General features: G+C 66.0%; 13 protein-coding genes. 4 read left to right on the forward strand and 9 right to left on the reverse strand.

Features of this window, described 5'->3' with window-relative positions; translation table 11 throughout:
* The first annotated feature begins 14 nt into the window (after window positions 1–14).
* Complete coding sequence (locus D5084_RS16735) at window positions 15–2,372, forward strand: Hint domain-containing protein (RefSeq protein ID WP_128516650.1); 2,358 nt, start codon at window positions 15–17, stop codon at window positions 2,370–2,372.
* On the opposite strand, the gene D5084_RS16740 is transcribed toward D5084_RS16735, so the two are convergent.
* The 7 genes from D5084_RS16740 to D5084_RS16770 all read right to left on the reverse strand — a co-directional run bounded on the left by D5084_RS16740 (window position 2,373) and on the right by D5084_RS16770 (window position 10,694).
* Window positions 2,373–2,984 (reverse strand): nucleotidyltransferase family protein, encoded by a 612-nt coding sequence (locus tag D5084_RS16740; RefSeq protein ID WP_128516651.1) that lies wholly within the window; start codon window positions 2,982–2,984, stop codon window positions 2,373–2,375.
* 44 nt (window positions 2,985–3,028) lie between these two features.
* The gene (locus D5084_RS16745; RefSeq protein WP_128516652.1) at window positions 3,029–5,449 is read right to left on the reverse strand and encodes a GcvT family protein; all 2,421 of its coding nucleotides are present in this window, start codon (window positions 5,447–5,449) and stop codon (window positions 3,029–3,031) included.
* A gap of 114 nt (window positions 5,450–5,563) precedes the next feature.
* Entirely contained in the window at window positions 5,564–6,868 is a 1,305-nt protein-coding gene (locus D5084_RS16750; protein ID WP_128516653.1) for a branched-chain amino acid ABC transporter permease, read from the reverse strand.
* A 1-nt stretch (window position 6,869) separates the two neighbouring features.
* Entirely contained in the window at window positions 6,870–7,874 is a 1,005-nt protein-coding gene (locus tag D5084_RS16755) for a branched-chain amino acid ABC transporter permease (RefSeq protein WP_128516654.1), read from the reverse strand.
* Between the two features lie 3 nt (window positions 7,875–7,877).
* Entirely contained in the window at window positions 7,878–8,591 is a 714-nt protein-coding gene (locus D5084_RS16760) for an ABC transporter ATP-binding protein (RefSeq protein WP_128516655.1), read from the reverse strand.
* The gene (locus D5084_RS16765) at window positions 8,584–9,375 is read right to left on the reverse strand and encodes an ABC transporter ATP-binding protein (protein WP_128516924.1); all 792 of its coding nucleotides are present in this window, start codon (window positions 9,373–9,375) and stop codon (window positions 8,584–8,586) included. Before D5084_RS16765 ends, D5084_RS16760 begins: the two co-directional genes overlap by 8 nt.
* A 122-nt stretch (window positions 9,376–9,497) precedes the next feature.
* Entirely contained in the window at window positions 9,498–10,694 is a 1,197-nt protein-coding gene (locus D5084_RS16770; RefSeq protein WP_128516656.1) for an ABC transporter substrate-binding protein, read from the reverse strand.
* A 195-nt stretch (window positions 10,695–10,889) separates the two neighbouring features.
* Between D5084_RS16770 and D5084_RS16775 the strand changes: the two genes are divergently transcribed.
* The gene (locus D5084_RS16775; protein WP_128516657.1) at window positions 10,890–11,993 is read left to right on the forward strand and encodes a PQQ-dependent sugar dehydrogenase; all 1,104 of its coding nucleotides are present in this window, start codon (window positions 10,890–10,892) and stop codon (window positions 11,991–11,993) included.
* A gap of 87 nt (window positions 11,994–12,080) precedes the next feature.
* On the opposite strand, the gene D5084_RS16780 is transcribed toward D5084_RS16775, so the two are convergent.
* Window positions 12,081–13,100, reverse strand: coding sequence for a GlxA family transcriptional regulator (locus tag D5084_RS16780; protein ID WP_128516658.1), 1,020 nt, complete (start codon window positions 13,098–13,100; stop codon window positions 12,081–12,083).
* A gap of 157 nt (window positions 13,101–13,257) precedes the next feature.
* Here D5084_RS16780 and D5084_RS16785 point away from each other — a divergent pair, with 157 nt between their 5' ends.
* Entirely contained in the window at window positions 13,258–14,628 is a 1,371-nt protein-coding gene (locus D5084_RS16785) for a class II 3-deoxy-7-phosphoheptulonate synthase (protein ID WP_128516659.1), read from the forward strand.
* Between the two features lie 48 nt (window positions 14,629–14,676).
* Here D5084_RS16785 and D5084_RS16790 read toward each other — a convergent pair whose 3' ends face one another.
* Window positions 14,677–15,294, reverse strand: a complete 618-nt coding sequence (locus D5084_RS16790; RefSeq protein WP_128516660.1) for a PAS domain-containing protein — start codon at window positions 15,292–15,294, stop codon at window positions 14,677–14,679.
* A 155-nt stretch (window positions 15,295–15,449) separates the two neighbouring features.
* Between D5084_RS16790 and D5084_RS16795 the strand changes: the two genes are divergently transcribed.
* On the forward strand, window positions 15,450–16,343 hold the full coding sequence (locus D5084_RS16795; RefSeq protein ID WP_128516661.1) for a YicC/YloC family endoribonuclease: 894 nt from the start codon (window positions 15,450–15,452) through the stop codon (window positions 16,341–16,343).
* Window positions 16,344–16,345 lie beyond the last annotated feature (2 nt).

The raw sequence follows: 16,345 nt of genomic DNA on the forward strand, positions 1-16,345 counted from the left end.
GAGGGACGACGAGAATGGCGACGCTAACCGGATCGAATACCGCCAGCGATAGCATTGTCGGCGATGGAGTGGGCAATCCCGACTTCAACGATGTGATCTATGGCGGTGCTCTGACGGGCAGTGGCGGTGGCGACGATACGCTGCGTGGCCTGACGGGGAACGACACGATCTATGGTGGAGCGGGGGCAGACCTTGTCTACGGCAACGATGGTCTCGACACGCTGTTCGGCGGTTCGGGCATCGACACGCTTTACGGTGGTAACGACGGCGACCGGATCTATGGCGGGGACGCAGGCGACACGCTTTACGGTGATGCCGGAAGCGATACGCTGTACGGCGACGCGGGGGCTGACCGGCTGTATGGCGGGGATGGTCTAGACAGCCTGTTCGGTGGGGTCGGCAACGAGACGCTGTACGGCGGCAATGATGGCGACCAGCTGTTCGGCGGCAACGATCTTGACCTTCTTTTCGGCGATGCCGGCAACGACACGCTTTATGGCGACGCCGGGATCGACACGCTATACGGTGGCGCGGACGCGGACCTGCTTTTTGGCGGGGATGCCGACGACAGTCTGTACGGTGATGCGGGCAACGACACGCTTTATGGTGATGCAGGGGCAGACCGGCTGTATGGCGGGGATGGCCTGGACAACCTGTTCGGCGGGGTCGGAAACGACACTCTGTTCGGCGGCAATGACGGCGATCAGCTGTTCGGCGGCAACGATCTGGACGTCCTGTACGGCGATGCCGGCAACGACACGCTGTCCGGAGACCTGGGCAATGACACCCTGTTCGGCGGGGCCGACGACGATCTGATCTACGGCGGAAACGATGCGGACCTTCTTTACGGTGGCGCCGGAAACGATTTTCTGCTTGGCGGCGACGGGGTCGATTTCCTCTTCGGCGACACCGGCGACGATACGCTGCGCAGCGGGTTCGGGGCCGATGTCCTGAACGGCGGACAGGGCCTGGATTTCGCCGATTACAGCGACTCGGACGTGGGGGTCAACGTCACCCTCAGCAGCGGCGGCAACGATGGCGTGCTGGCTGGCCTTTTCGGCACGGCCGCCGGAGACACCGGGTTGGGCGTGGACGGCATCATCGGGTCCAAGTTCAACGATACCCTGACCGGGTTCAACAGCTTCAGCTTCGATCCGTCAGACGCCTACACGAACATCATCTACGGCGGCGCGGGCGACGATCTGATTTCCGGCCTGGGCGGGCCGGACTCGCTCTACGGCGGGGCGGACAATGATACCGTCCAGGGCGGAACGGGCGACGATCTTGTCTACGGCGATGCCGGGCGTGATCTGCTTTACGGCGGGACCGACAACGACTCGCTTTACGGTGGCAATGACGCCGACACTCTTTATGGCGACGCCGGGAACGACCTCTTGTCCGGGGATGCCGGAAACGACCTGCTGTTCGGCGGGGATGGCAACGACACGGTCTTTGGCGGAACCGGACGGGACGTGCTTTATGGTGACGCGGGCAGAGACGTCCTCTATGGCGGAGATGACGAAGACACCTTCTTCGTGGGTTTCAACGCCGCCTACGCCGGAAACCCGGCACGCAACGATGTTGCCCTTGGTGAACTGATCTACGGCGGCGACGGCGGGACTGACAACGACAGCCTGACCGTCGACATCACCGGATTCGGCTGGGCGCGGTTCGACATCAACTACGACCCCCTGAACGGCGAAAACGGCACGCTTATCTTCTACGGGCCGGACGGTGTCACCGTCGTCGGCACGCTGAACTTCTTCGATATCGAGCGTGTCGTCATCGTCTGCTTCACTTCCGGCACGAAGATCATGACCGAAGCCGGACCGGTCGCCGTCGAAGACCTGCGCCCGGGTGCGATGGTGCTGACGCGTGACAACGGCATGCAACCCTTGCGCTGGGTGGGACAGCGCAGACTGTCCTGTCATGACCTGATGGCCAATCCGCATCTGCAACCCGTGCGCATCGCTTCGGGGGCGCTTGGGGCTGCCGGGCCGGAGCGGTCGATGCTGGTCTCGCCCCAGCATCGGGTGCTGATCGAAGGTGCGCGGGCCGAGCTGTATTTTGGCGAAAGCGAGGTTCTGGTTCCTGCCAAGCACCTGGTCGGCCTGGCCGAAGTGACGCGCGCGGTGCCCGCCGAAGGGGTGACCTACGTCCACATCCTGTTCGACCGGCACGAGATCGTGCTGTCGGACGGGCTCTGGACCGAAAGTTTCCAACCGGCCGAGCGGACGCTGTCGGCGCTGGATCAGGCGACGAGGGACGAGGTGCTGGAGCTTTTCCCGCAGCTTGCGGACAACGCGGATGCTTTTCCGTCCGCCCGTCTGTCGCTGAAAGCGCACGAGGCGCGGGTGCTGATCTCGCACTGATCAGGGCAGGTGGCCCAGATAGGCCGCCCAGTCTTCCGGCGTGTCAAGGTCAAGGATCGCCATCTGTCCCGGCAAGGTCAGGGCGGAAACCCGCTCCTGATGGGCGCGCAGGACCGAGCGGCCGCCCTCGTCCCCGGTCACGCAGGCAAGATCGGGCCAAAGATCGCGCGGAAAGATGATCGGATGGCCCGCCCGGCCGTCCTCGGTGCTACCGCGCCAGATCCGCTGCGGGCTGTCCTGAAAGCGGTCCACCAGCCTTGTCAGCGCTGCCGGGGTAAAGCCCGGCATGTCAGCGGGCAGCACCATCAGCCCGTCCTCCGTGCCGTCTGCTGCCGTGCTGACCGCCGCAACCCCCCGCACAAGCGACCGCGACATGCCCAGCTGCGCATCGGGCACCTCGATCGTCCCGACGGTGAGCCCGTGCAACACCTCCCGACGCGCCTCTGCCTCAGGGGGCAGGGCTATGGTGACCGGCGATCCGGTGGCCAGCGCCGTTTCAGTTACGCGCCGCAGGATCGGGGTCCCGCCGATGGGTTGCACCAGCTTGTCCACCCCCCGCATCCGCGACGAGGCGCCGGCGGCGAGGATCAGGATGTGCACAGTCGGGCGCATGGGCGCGATGCTTGGTCGGGACCGCCCTGCTGTCAAGCCGCCCGTCAGCCGCGCATCCTGCCACCATCGTCCCACAGGGGCGCCAGATGCACCCGGGCGGGACGGCGCTCGCCCAGGATTTCGACCTCCAGCGCCAGGCCGTCCGTGACGCGATCTGCCGGGATGAAACCCTGCGCCACCGACTTGCCGGTCCAGTGGCTGTAGCCACCGCTGGTGCACCAGCCCACGACTGCACCGTCCAGCCAGATCGGCTCCCAGGCTACCACGTCGGCATCCCTGGCATCGACGATCATCGAAACCAGCTTGCGCTTCGGACCTTCGGCCTTCTCCTTCAACGCGGCTTCCTTGCCGATCCAGTCGGCCGGCTTGTTCCAGCTGATGAACCGGTCAAGGCCGGTTTCCGCAGGCGTGTAGTCGGGGCTGAACTCGCGGCCCCAGGATCCGAACCACTTGTCCAGCCGCAGCGACATCATCGCCCGCATGCCGAAGGGGCGCAGGCCAAGGTCCTTGCCCGCAGCAGACAGCACGTCCCACAGATGCCGCACCGACATATGGTCGGTGAAAATCTCATAGCCGAGGTCGCCAGTATAACTCACACGCTGGACGATGCAGTTGGCCATGCCGACGGTCATGCGGCGCACGTCCATGAAGCGGAACGCCTGGGCGCTGACATCCGACCGGGTGACGCGCGACAGAAGCTCGCGCGCCCAGGGTCCGGCGATCTGGAAACCGGAGCGGGAATCCGAGATGTTTTCGATGGTTACACCCGGTTCTTCATGCTGTTCGAACCAGCGCATGTGCCAGCCTTGGGCGCCGTAGCTGGCGGTCAGCTGGAACTCGGTCTCCGACAGGCAGGACACGGTGAAGTCGCCGATGATCCTGCCGGAATGGGCCAACATCGGCGTCAACGCCAACCGCCCCGGCTGCGGGATGCGGCCGGCCATGATCCGGTCCAGCCAGGCCCGCGCGCCCGCGCCCCTGACCAGATACTTGCCGAAATTCTGCACCTCGTTGATCCCGACGCCTTCGCGCACCGCCAGCACTTCCTGACGCGTCGCCTCCCAGGCGTTGGAGCGTTTGAAGGTCGGCGTCTCGTAGCGCGGCTCGCCGGGCAGGGCGTGGTAGTTCACCACCTCCAACCCGTATTGCTGGCCCCAGACCGCATTCATCTGGTCGAAGACCTGATACATCGGCGTGGTGCGGAAGGGGCGGGCGGCGGGGCGTTCCTCATTCGGGTAGGAGACGCTGAAGCGCATCTGATAGTTCTCGATCACCTTCGGCACGGTGTAGCCGGGGCTGGTCCAGTTGCCGAAGCGCGCCACGTCGAAGCCGCGCGGGTCGCGTTCCACCTCGCCATGGATCATCCATTGCGCCAGAGCAAGGCCCATGCCCCCGCCCTGAGAGAACCCTGCCATCACCGCGCAGGCCGACCAGTAGTTGCGCAGGCCCGGGACCGGCCCGATCAGCGGGTTGCCGTCGGGGGCAAAGGTGAAAGGCCCGTGGATCACCCGCTTGACGCCCGACCGTTCCAGCACCGGGAAGCGGCGGTAGGCGAAGTTGACCGAATCCTCGATCTTGTCGAACTGTTCGTTCAGCAGCTCATGCCCGAAATCCCAGGGCGTGCCGTCCACCGACCAGGGCTCGCATGGCTTTTCGTAGAAGCCGATGCAGAGGCCGCGACCCTCCTGCCGCAGATAGCTTTCGCCGCCGGGGTCCATCACATGCGGGAACTCGCGGCCGGCTTTCAGGATCTCCATGATCTCGGGGATGTCGTCGGTGACGAGGTATTGGTGCGCCATTGGCAACAAAGGCAGATAAACCCCCGCCATTGCGCCAATTTCCCGCGCCCAGAGCCCGCCCGCGTTCACCAGATGCTCGCAGTGGACGGTGCCCTTTTCGGTCACGACCTCCCAGCCGTCCTTCGTCGGATTGGTCTCCAGCACCCGGTTGTGCAGCACGATCTCGGCGCCCCCCATCCGCGCGGCCTTGGCATAGGCGTGGGTCGTGCCCGAGGGGTCAAGGTGGCCGTCCAGCGGGTCGTAAAGCCCGCCCAGGATGCCATCGACGTTCACCAGGCCATCGGTCAGCTTGGTGATCTCGGCCGGCGACAGGATTTCGGTATCCAGCCCCATGTAGCGATGCTTGGCGCGTTCGGCCTTCAGCATCTCGAACCGCGCCTCGTTGTCGGCCAGCGTCACGCCGCCCACATGGTGCAGCCCGCAGGACATGCCGGTGATCGCCTCCAGCTCCTTGTAGAGCCGGATGGTATAGCCCTGCAGCGCCGCCATGTTGGTGTCGCCGTTGATGGTGTGGAACCCGCCCGCCGCGTGCCAGGTGGAGCCCGAAGTCAGCTCCGACCGTTCGATCAGCATCACGTCCGACCAGCCGAGCTTGGTCAGGTGATACAGGACCGAACAGCCGACGACGCCGCCGCCAATCACCACCACGCGCGCATGGGTTTTCATCGCAAGACTCTCCTGGTTCCGCTTTTCCGCACCATGGCGGGGTGGGGGAGCCAGTTCATGAGAATTTGCGACAAGGAATGTCGCAGCCGGGCCAGGCGCCCGCCTGCCAAGGGGTCATTTTTCGGGGATCAGGCCCTTTGGGGCAAACCGCAGAACCAGCAGAAGGACGACACCCAGCGTCAGAAGACGCATATGCGCCGCCGTGTCCTTGAGATGGTCCTTCAGCGCCCCGGCGGGCAGACCCGAGGTCAGCACCTCCATCAGGTGCGGCCCGAGGAATTCGACGGCGAGATAGAGCCAGCCGATCAGCAAGCCACCAAGGATCGCCCCCCAGTTGTTGCCCGAGCCGCCGACGATCACCATCACCCAGATCAGGAAGGTGAAGCGCAAGGGCAGGTAGGACGGGGGGGTCAGCTGGCCTTCCATCGAGGTCATCATGGCGCCGGCCAGGCCCACCACGGCCGATCCGATGATGAAGATCTGCAGATGGCGGAACTTCACGTCCTTGCCCATCGCGGCGGCAGAAATCTCGTTGTCGCGGATCGCACGGACCATGCGGCCCCAGGGGCTGTTCAGCGCGCGTTCGCAGCCCCAGACCAGCAAGAGCAGCACCAGCCCGAACATGGTGGCATAGAGCAGCTTCACCATGATCGTCGAGGCTGTCACCGGGTCCAGTCCCAGGCTGGCGACCGGCTCCAGGAAGGCCGGGTTGGTCTGAAGGTCGATTTCCTTGGGCACGGGCCAGGGGCGGGGCAGGTCGATCAGGTTCTTGACCCCGCGGTCCAGCCAGTCCTCGTTGCGCATCACGGTGACGATGATCTCGGCAATCCCGAGGGTGGCGATGGCCAGGTAGTCCTCACGCAGACCCAGGGCGATCTTGCCGATCACCCAGGCGGCGGCGGCGGCGAGGGCTGCGCCCACGGGCCAGGCCAGCAGCGAATTCAGACCAAGCCCGCCGATGTTGCCCGCCTGGGCGGGGTTGTTCGCCTCGACAGCGAGGACGGCCGGGTCAAGGATCATGCGGTAGATGAAGAAGGCGACGATCAGGAACAGGGTCAGCGCCAGAGTGCGGGCCGCCCCCGGCTTCAGCTTGCGGTACAGCCACACGGCCAGCGCGATCGCCAGCGCCCCGAAGAGAAGCGCGCCAAAGATGCGCGGGCCACCGGCGGCCCAGCCCTCGGGCACCGGCTTGGACGACACCAGCACCACCGCCAGCCCCCCCAGCGCGACCGAGCCGACGATCCCGGTCGAAAAGAGGCCCGCATAGCCCCACTGGATGTTCACCCCGATCGCCATGATCGCCGAAAGAAGCGCCAGGTTCAGGATGTTCAGCGACAGGTTCCAGCTTTGCAGCGCGCCGGTCAGGATGAACAGCAGCGCCACACCCGCGAAAAGCCAGAGGTTGCGGTATCGGGCCATGTCACTTGCCTCCGTAGATGCCCTGCGGGCGGATAAGCAGCACGATGATCAGGATCCCGAAGCTGACCGCGACCTTGTAGTCGGTCGACAGCGCCTGATAGAGCCCGTCGCCCAGCCATTCAGGCGGGAAGAGATAGCCGAAGATCTTCTTCCAGGCACTGGTGACGATCAGTTCGGAAAACGCGACGATGAAGCTGCCCACGACGGCCCCCAGCGGCGAGCCGAGGCCCCCGACGATGGCGGCGGCGAACATCGGCATCAGAAGGCTGAAATACACGACCCCGCGGTAGGACTTGTCCAGGCCGTACAGCGTCCCCGCGATGCAGGCCAGCGCGCCCGCGATGATCCAGGTGATCCGCACCACCCGCTCGGGGTTGATGCCGGACAGGAGTGCCAGGTCCTCGTTGTCGGAATAGGCGCGCATCGACTTGCCGGTCCGGGTCCGTTGCAGGAACCAGAACAGCAGCGCACAGCAGATCACCGCCGCCCCCAGCGACAGCGCCTGGGTGGTCTTGATCGCCAGGGGTTCCGCCAGCCCGGTTGCGGCCTTGAAGTCCTGCGGATTCAGCATCATCCGCGCGCCATCGGTGAAGTTCTGCTCGGAGGTGCCGATGATCATGCGCACCAGGCCGTTCATCACGAACATCACGCCGGTCGAGACGATGACCACGATGATCGGCTTGGCGCGCTGCTTGCGGTAGAACCGATAGACCATCCGGTCGGTGGCCAGCACCATCGCCACGGTCACGAGGATCCCCAGCGGCAGGGCCAGAAGCGCGGTGGGCAGGGGGCCCGCCGTGATGCCCATGGACTGGAACCACCAGGTGAACAGGATGACGAAGGCGGTGCCGAAGGCCATCGTGTCGCCGTGGGCAAAGTTGGAAAACCGCAGCACGCTGAAGATCAGCGTGATCCCAAGCGCGCCCAAGGCAAGCTGGCTGCCATAGGCCAGCCCCGGCACCACGACGAAGTTGAGAAAGGCCACAAGGGCGTTGAGGATGTCCATGGCTCAGCCCCCGAGGAACGACTTGCGCACGTCAGGATCGGCCAGCAGCGCCGCCCCGGTGTCGGTGTAACGGTTGCGGCCCTGCACCAGGACATAGCCCTTGTCGGCGATCTCCAGCGCCTGGCGGGCGTTCTGTTCCACCATCAGGATGGAAATCCCGGTCCGCGCGATCTCGATGATCCGGTCGAACAGCTCGTCCATGACGATGGGACTGACCCCCGCCGTGGGTTCGTCCAGCATCAGGACCTTGGGCTGCGTCATCAGCGCGCGGCCCACGGCCACCTGCTGGCGCTGGCCGCCCGAAAGCTCTCCGGCCTTCTGGAACCGCTTCTGGCGCAAGATCGGGAACAGATCGTAGATCTGCTCCATCGTGCCCCTGATGCCCTCGTCCTCGCGGATGAAGGCGCCCATTTCCAGGTTCTCCTCGACCGTCATGCCGGTGAAGATGTTGTGGGTCTGCGGCACGAAGCCCATGCCCTTGCGCACGCGCGCCTGCGGCGTGAGGCCGGTGATGTCCTCGCCCGCCAGCCGGACCGCGCCCTGGCGCAGGCGCAGCATTCCGAAGACCGCCTTCATCGCCGTCGATTTGCCCGCGCCGTTCGGCCCGACGATGACCGCGATCTCGCCCGGCTCCACCGCCAGCGTGCAGTCGTGCAGGATGTCGACCGCGCCATAGCCGCCGGTCATGTTCTCGCCGATCAGGAACGGCTCAGCCATGGGCGGCTTCCTCTTTCAGCTTGTTCTTCAGGCCCCGGCCCAGATAGGCCTCGATCACGCGTTCGTCGTTCTTGACCTGATCGACCGAGCCTTCCGCCAGCACCTTTCCTTCGGCCATCACGATCACCGGGTCGCAGAGGCGGCCGATGAAATCCATGTCGTGCTCGATCACGCAGAAGGTGTAGCCGCGCTCCTTGTTCAGCCGCACGATGGCATCGCCGATAGTGTTCAGCAGCGTCCGGTTCACGCCAGCGCCGACCTCGTCCAGGAAGACGATCTTGGCATCGACCATCATCGTGCGGCCCAGTTCCACCAGCTTCTTCTGCCCGCCCGAGATCATCCCGGCCTTCTGGTCGGCAATGTGGCTGATCGTCAGGAATTCCAGCACCTCGTCGGCCTTGGCGCGGATGCGTTCCTCTTCCTCGGCCACGGCCCCGCGCGAGAAGATCGCGTTCCACAGCTTTTCCCCGGTCTGGCGGGGCGGCACCATCATCAGGTTCTCGCGCACGGTCATGCTGCCGAACTCATGCGCGATCTGGAAGGTGCGCAACAGGCCCTTGTCGAACAGCTTGTGCGGCGGCAGGCCGGTGATGTCCTCGCCATCCATGTAGACATGGCCGGAGGTCGGCTGATAGCGGCCGGCGATCACGTTGAACAGCGTGGTCTTGCCCGCGCCGTTCGGCCCGATCAGGCCGGTGATCGTGCCGGTCCTGATCTCCAGCGAAGCGCCGTCAACGGCATGAAAGCCGCCGAAATGCTTGTGCAGCTTCTCGACCCTGATCATCGTCATCCCCTGTGGTGGCGCTGCCTCGTTTCCGGTTGCCCGGTCGGGCGGCCTTGTCCTTGTGCGACGGCCCGGGCTTATCGCCCGGGCCGTGCCATTGCAACTGCCGTGTCAGGATCCGATCAGCGGAACTGGACGGTTTCGTACTTGCCGCCCTTCACTTCGAACTGCTTGTAGCGCCCGGCCGATTCACCCGGCCCGATCAGCGTCACACCCGAGGCACCATCGTAGTCGATGGCCTTGCCCGCTGCGATCAGCTCCAGCGCCTTGCCCAGCTCGCCCGGAAGGATCTTGACGCCCGACCCGTCAGCCGGCCCGTTGGCGATCTCCATGATCTTGTCCTTGTAGACGTTCGGGTCGGTGGAGCCCGAAGCCTCCATCGCCAGCATGACCAGAGCCGCAGCGTCATAGCTTTCCGGCGTGTAGGGCGAGGTCGCGTCGAAAGCCGGGTCGTTCTTCTTGCCCATGTCGACCAGAATCGCAGCGCCGGGGCTGTCGGACTGGGCGACCTGACCGTAAGAGCCGTCCAGCGCCGGGCCGATGGCCGCAGGCAGGCTGTCGCCCACCATGCCGCCCGGCAGGCCGAAGGTCGTGAACGCACCGCTGTCAAGCGAAGCCTGGATGATGCCCTTGCCGCCCTGGTCCAGATAGCCCGCCACGACCAGAAGGTCGCCGCCGGCCGCCGCGAGGGCCGCGACCTCGGCCGAATAGTCGGCCTTTCCGTCGTCATGCGCGGCGTTGATCGTCACGACGCCGCCCTTGGCGGTGAAGGCATTGGCGATGGCTTCCGCCAGACCCTTGCCGTAGTCGCTGTTCGAGTAGGTCAGCGCGATCGACTTCACGCCCTTCTCGGTCAGGATGTCCGCCATGACTTCGCCTTCCCGCGCGTCCGAAGGCGCGGTGCGGAAGAACAGGCCGTTGTCCGGGTCATTGGTCAGAGCGGGCGAGGTGGCCGAGGGCGAGACCATCACGATGCCGTTCGGCATGGCGACGTTGGTCAGCACCGCGCGGGTCACGCCCGAGCAGTCGGCGCCGACGATGCCCTTGACGCCTTCCGCGGTGATCATGCGTTCCGCCGCTGCGGTGGCCGCCGCCGCATCGGTGCAGGTCGAGTCGCCCCGGACCGACGTGTAGGTGTTCTTCGCCTTGCCCGACGCGTTCACCTCGGCCATCGCGGCCTCGGCGGCATTGGCCATGTGCGAGGTCAGCGATTCGATGGGGCCGGTGAAGCCGATCAGGATGCCGATCTTCACATCCTCGGCCGCCGCAGCACCAGCCATCAGCGCGCAGGCCGAAGCGGCCAGCAGAAGTTTCTTCATTTGTTGTGTCTCCCATGTTGGATCGAAATCCCGAGCAGACCGTAGTGCGCCGCTATTCAAAAGGGAAGTCCCATTTTGTCGACACACAGTCGACATGGTATCAGGATCCTGATCGACATCTCCCGCCAGCGCCCTAGATTTGGTTGGGTGCGCCATTGTCGGCCCGTCTGGCAATCCCGTTGAATGGAGGCGATTATGCGACGACACTTCTGGCTGACTGCGGCTCTGACCGCATTCCCCCGACTTGCCGCCGCAGGAGAGGTCGAGACCAGTGCGGGGCGGCTTGAGGTCACGTCCGTGCTGCAGGGTCTGGAAGAGCCCTGGGCGATCGACTTCCTGACGGACGGGTCGCTTCTGGTGACAGAGCGGGAGGGACGCCTGCTTCTGGTCCGCGACGGCGTGCCGCAGGCTGTCGCCGGGCTTCCCGAGGTGTTCTCCGCAGGTCAGGGGGGCCTGCTGGACGTTCTGGTGCCAGGCGATTTCGCGGCCAGCCGCCAGATCTGGCTCAGCTTCGCCGCCCCCGTCGGCAGCGGGGCAGCGACGGCGGCGGGGCGGGGGCGGTTGTCCCGGGACGCGACGCGACTGGAGGGGTTCGAGACCGTCTTCACCGGCGACGCCTTTCCCGGGGGCCGTCATTTCGGGTCGCGGCTGGTGGAACTGCCGGACGGCCGCATCGCGCTGACCACCGGGGATCGGGGGACCGGACCAGACGGGATGGAGGCGCAGGACCCGCGGGTCTCGGTCGGCAAGGTGATCCTTCTCGACCGCGATGGCAGCGCCGGGATCGCGCTGGACGGATGGCTGCCCGGCGCCTTCTCGCGCGGGCACCGGAACATCCAGGGGGCGGCGCTGGACCTGGAGGGGCGGCTGCTGACGGTCGAACATGGCGCGCAGGGTGGGGACGAGTTGAACGCGCCCGAGGCCGGGAAGAACTACGGCTGGCCTGTCATCAGCTATGGCGAGAACTACGGCGGGGGTAAGATCGGCGAGGGGACCGAGAAGCCGGGGATGGAGCAACCGCTGCACTACTGGGACCCCTCGATCGCGCCATCGGGGCTGGTCGTCTACTCGGGCAGGCTGATCCCGCAGTGGCGGGGGGACATCCTGTTCGGCTCGTTGAACAGCGACTTCCTGGGGCGGCTCGACCCGGACACCCCCGCCGAGACCGGCTTTGCCGAGGAACGGATCACAGCGCCGGAGACAGGCCGGGTCAGGGACGTGGTCGAGGGGCCGGACGGGGCGATCTGGTTCCTGTCGGTCTATGACGGGGCGGTCTACCGGATGGTCCCGGCAGAGTAGCGCCGCGCGCGGCGCAGTTTGCGATGCCATAGATTTCAATGGGTTGGCTGTGGGAGTTTACCCGGCCTTAACCTTTGCCCACAGCCGTCAGATCGACAGCCTGACTGGCGCGGCACCGGGTATGCCTTGCGTGCCGCGCTCGCGGTAGGGCGTGGTGTGATAGTGGCTGCGATAGCACTTCGAGAAATGCGACGGCGAGGCGAAACCGCAGGCCAGCGCCACGTTGATGACGCTCATGTCGGTCTGCATCAACAGGTTCCGCGCCTTCTGCAGGCGCAGCTCCATGTAATAACGCTTGGGGCTGCGGTTCAGATAGCGGCGGAACAGCCGTTCCAGCTGGCGGGTGGACATGCCCACTTCCTCGGCCAGATCGGCGGGCGACATCGGGTCTTCGATGTTGCCCTCCATCATCTGGATCACCTGGGAGAGCTTCGGGTGCCGCACGCCGATCCGGGTCGGAATCGACAGCCGCTGGGTGTCCTGATCGGTGCGGATCGTCGAATAGATCAGCTGGTCGGCCACGGTATTGGCCAGATCCTCGCCATGGTCGGCGGCGATGATCTTCAGCATCAGGTCTATGGAGGAAATCCCCCCCGCCGTCGTCCAGCGGTTGCCGTCCATCACATAGACCGACTTGGTCAGCTTCACATCCTCGAATTCCTCGGCGAAACCGTCCTGGTTTTCCCAGTGGATCGTCGCCTTCTTCCCATCCAGCAGACCCGCCTTGGCCAGCGCGTGGCCCCCGGTGCAGATGCCGCCGATGGTCACGCCACGCCGCGCCTCGCGCCGCAGCCAGTTCACCACGCCCTTGGTCGTGGTGCGCTGGATGTCGAGACCGCCGCAGACAAGGATCGTGTCCTCGCGGTCCATCTCCTCAAGCCCGATGTCCAGCCGGAAGGTCGCGCCGTTGGAACAGGTCTTCTCGGTCCCTTCTCCAGCCAGCACCCAAGTGTAAAGCGTCTCGCCCGCAACCCGGTTGGCCAGCCGCAGGGGTTCGATGGCCCCGGCAAAGGAGATCATCGTGAACCTGTCCAGAAGCACGAAGACGAACCGCCTTGCGGAAGAGGACTTCTGCGTCTGGGTGGCCTTGCGCGGCGCGAGCGTCATGTCTGCGACCTGAATATGTCGTTTGCAAGCCATCGAAACCCAATTTCAGGCCAGCCGCAAGGGCCGAAAGCAGTGGTTTTCGCCCAATCGCCCTTTGCAAAGGCGGAAACGGGGGCGTATACCGCAGCCCGATCTGCCAAGGGACCGGAGTGGGACGATGACCAAGGGATGGACGAAATCGGCATGGCGCGCAAAGCCGCGGGTCCAGATGCCGGATTATCCCGATCAGGCGGCGCTGCAAGCGGTCGAGGCGAAGTTGTCGAAATACCCGCCGCTGGTCTTTGCCGGCGAGGCGCGGCGGCTGAAGAAGCATCTGGCCCTGGCCGGGGAAGGCAAGGCGTTCCTCTTGCAGGGCGGCGATTGCGCGGAAAGTTTCGCCGAGTTTTCGGCCGACAACATCCGCGACACTTTCCGCGTCATGCTCCAGATGGCGGTGGTGCTGACCTATGCCGCCAAGGTGCCGGTCATCAAGGTGGGCCGGATGGCGGGCCAGTTCGCCAAGCCGCGCTCGGCCCCGACCGAGGTCGTGGGCGGGGTGGAGCTGCCCAGCTACAAGGGCGACATCATCAACGGCTTCGAGCCCACGCCCGAGGCGCGGATCCCCGATCCGAACCGCATGTTGCAGGCCTATACCCAGGCGGCGGCCAGCCTGAACCTGCTGCGCGCCTTCTCGACAGGCGGTTTCGCCGACATCCACCGGGTCCATTCCTGGACGCTGGGCTTTGCCGAACATGACAAGGCCGAGCGGTACCGCGAGATGGCGAACCGCATTTCCGACGCGCTGGACTTCATGAACGCGGCCGGGGTCAACAGCGACACCGCGAACGAACTGGCGCGGGTGGACTTCTACACCAGCCACGAGGCGCTGCTGCTGGAATATGAAGAGGCGCTGTGCCGGGTGGATTCGATCACCGGCCAGCCGGTGGCGGGATCGGGTCACATGATCTGGATCGGCGACCGCACGCGGCAGCCCGATGGCGCGCATGTCGAGTTCTGCCGGGGCGTGCTGAACCCGATCGGGCTGAAATGCGGGCCCTCGACCACGGCGGAGGATCTGAAGGTCCTGATGGCCAAGCTGAACCCGGAAAACGAGCCGGGCCGGCTGACCCTGATCGCGCGGTTCGGGGCGGGCAAGGTCGGCGATCATCTGCCGCGCCTGATCAGGACGGTGCGCGAGGAAGGGGCCAATGTGGTCTGGTCCTGCGACCCGATGCACGGCAATACGATCAAGGCGGCCTCGGGCTACAAGACGCGGCCCTTCGACAGCGTGCTGCGAGAGGTGCGCGAGTTCTTCGCCATCCACAAGGCGGAAGGCACGATCCCCGGCGGCGTGCATTTCGAGATGACGGGGCAGGACGTGACCGAATGCACCGGCGGCCTGCGCGCGGTGTCGGACGAGAACCTGGCGGACCGCTATCACACAGCCTGCGACCCGCGGCTGAACGCCAGCCAGTCGCTGGAACTGGCGTTCTTGGTGGCCGAGGAGCTGTCCTCGCAGCGCGAGGCCGCGCGCCGCATCGCGCTCTGACCTGGTTTTGGAAGACAAGGAAACGGCGGGGTGCAGCCCCGCCGTTTTTCATTCCGCGCTGTGCACCAGGGCCAGATGGCCCTTGCGCCGCAGGGGGGCTGCGGCCGGGGCGGGTTCGACGGTCGGCGGCGGGGCGATGCGCAGGGCCTCTTCGCGCCGCGACAGGATTTGCAGTTTGCAGCGCGAGGGGGCCGGTTCGGCAAATCCCATCACGCCCAGCACCAGGCGCCCGCCTGTCTCGTCATCGAGCGGCAGAAGCAGAAGCCGCGCCACCGCCCCCCATCCCGGCGCGCGGTCCGAGGCGAGGTCGATCTCGGCCAGGGCCGGGCCGGTGAAAACCTTTTCCAGCGTCTCGGCCAGCGGCCCCCGTGACTCGGGCGCGAAGAGGCAGCTGAGCGGCAGGCCGCGGATGTCGAGCCCGGCAAAATCGGTCAGGCCCGAGCCCGCGATGCGGATCCGGGCGATGCCGCGACCGATGCGGTCGGCAAGAAAGACGCGGTCCAGCACTCCGACCAGCCCACGCGGATCGACGGCCTTGCGTTGGGGCAGCGCGGCGCCCTGGCGCAACCCCTCCCAGTAGGCGCGGGTCTGCGACAGGCCCGGGGGGACAGGCGGAAGGGCGGGGCGAGACGGTTGCCGGAGCCGGTCGAGAAATCCCAGGGTCATCTTTGTCTCCGTTTCCTGCAACACGCCCCTTGCGGGGCCTCTGCCCGCCGCGCGATGAAGGCAAGATACCCCGGATCGGTTGGATTCGGTCGAAAATCTAATCAAATGGTAAACATCGCGCCTTCGGTTTCGGGCCGGGGCGCAGAAAGGACCGCATGATCTCGATGACAGGCTTCGCCGCGCGGCGGGGGTCTGGGGCAGGCTATGCCTGGGTCTGGGACCTGCGGTCGGTGAACGGCAAGGGGCTGGACCTGCGGCTGCGGGTGCCCGACTGGATCGACGGGCTGGAAGCGGCGGTCCGGGCAGAGCTGCAAAGGGCGATCACGCGCGGCAATGTCAGTCTGACGCTGAGGGTCACGCAGGACGACGCGCGCGAAGAGGCCGGGTTCCGTCTGAACGAGACGGCGCTGGCTGCGGCGCTGGCGGCGCTGGGGCGGGTCGAGGCGGCGGCGATGGCGGCAGGCGTGACGCTGCGCCAGCCTACCGGGGCGGATGTCCTGACCCTGCGCGGCGTGATCGACCAGGCGGGGCAAGAGACCGACACCGCCCCGCTGCGAACGGCTCTTCTGGCCGATCTCGCGGGCCTGCTGGCCGATTTCGCGGCCATGCGCGCGACCGAAGGCGCCGCCCTTGCGGGCGTCCTGTCGGCGCAGCTGGACCGGATCGCCAGCCTGACCGCCGCAGCGAAGGCCGAAACCGCCACCCGTGCCACCACTCAGGCCGAGGCGCTGCGCGAAGCCCTTGCCCGCGTGCTGTCCGCCACCGAGGCGGTCGACGAGACGCGACTGGCGCAAGAGCTTGCCCTGCTGGCCGTCAAGACCGACGTGACCGAGGAACTTGACCGCCTCTCGGCCCATGTCGACGCCGCCCGGGGCCATCTGGCCGAGGCAGGCTCGGTCGGGCGCAGGCTGGATTTCCTGATGCAGGAATTCATGCGCGAGGCGAACACCCTGTGCTCCAAGGCGCAGTCGCTGGCCCTGACCCGGATCGGCCTTGACCTGAAAACCGTGATCGATCAGATGCGCGAGCAGGTCCAGAATGTGGAATGACG

The sequence above is a fragment of the Tabrizicola thermarum genome (assembly GCF_003574395.1).
Classification (GTDB): Bacteria; Pseudomonadota; Alphaproteobacteria; order Rhodobacterales; family Rhodobacteraceae; genus Tabrizicola; species Tabrizicola thermarum.

Bases quoted from the DNA above. Each gene is read 5' to 3' on its own strand.
- D5084_RS16735 (WP_128516650.1), top strand. From the start codon at position 15: ATGGCGACGCTAACCGGATCGAATACCGCCAGCGATAGCATTGTCGGC.
- D5084_RS16740 (WP_128516651.1), bottom strand. From the start codon at position 2,984: ATGCGCCCGACTGTGCACATCCTGATCCTCGCCGCCGGCGCCTCGTCG.
- D5084_RS16745 (WP_128516652.1), bottom strand. From the start codon at position 5,449: ATGAAAACCCATGCGCGCGTGGTGGTGATTGGCGGCGGCGTCGTCGGC.
- D5084_RS16750 (WP_128516653.1), bottom strand. From the start codon at position 6,868: ATGGCCCGATACCGCAACCTCTGGCTTTTCGCGGGTGTGGCGCTGCTG.
- D5084_RS16755 (WP_128516654.1), bottom strand. From the start codon at position 7,874: ATGGACATCCTCAACGCCCTTGTGGCCTTTCTCAACTTCGTCGTGGTG.
- D5084_RS16760 (WP_128516655.1), bottom strand. From the start codon at position 8,591: ATGGCTGAGCCGTTCCTGATCGGCGAGAACATGACCGGCGGCTATGGC.
- D5084_RS16765 (WP_128516924.1), bottom strand. From the start codon at position 9,375: ATGATCAGGGTCGAGAAGCTGCACAAGCATTTCGGCGGCTTTCATGCC.
- D5084_RS16770 (WP_128516656.1), bottom strand. From the start codon at position 10,694: ATGAAGAAACTTCTGCTGGCCGCTTCGGCCTGCGCGCTGATGGCTGGT.
- D5084_RS16775 (WP_128516657.1), top strand. From the start codon at position 10,890: ATGCGACGACACTTCTGGCTGACTGCGGCTCTGACCGCATTCCCCCGA.
- D5084_RS16780 (WP_128516658.1), bottom strand. From the start codon at position 13,100: ATGACGCTCGCGCCGCGCAAGGCCACCCAGACGCAGAAGTCCTCTTCC.
- D5084_RS16785 (WP_128516659.1), top strand. From the start codon at position 13,258: ATGACCAAGGGATGGACGAAATCGGCATGGCGCGCAAAGCCGCGGGTC.
- D5084_RS16790 (WP_128516660.1), bottom strand. From the start codon at position 15,294: ATGACCCTGGGATTTCTCGACCGGCTCCGGCAACCGTCTCGCCCCGCC.
- D5084_RS16795 (WP_128516661.1), top strand. From the start codon at position 15,450: ATGATCTCGATGACAGGCTTCGCCGCGCGGCGGGGGTCTGGGGCAGGC.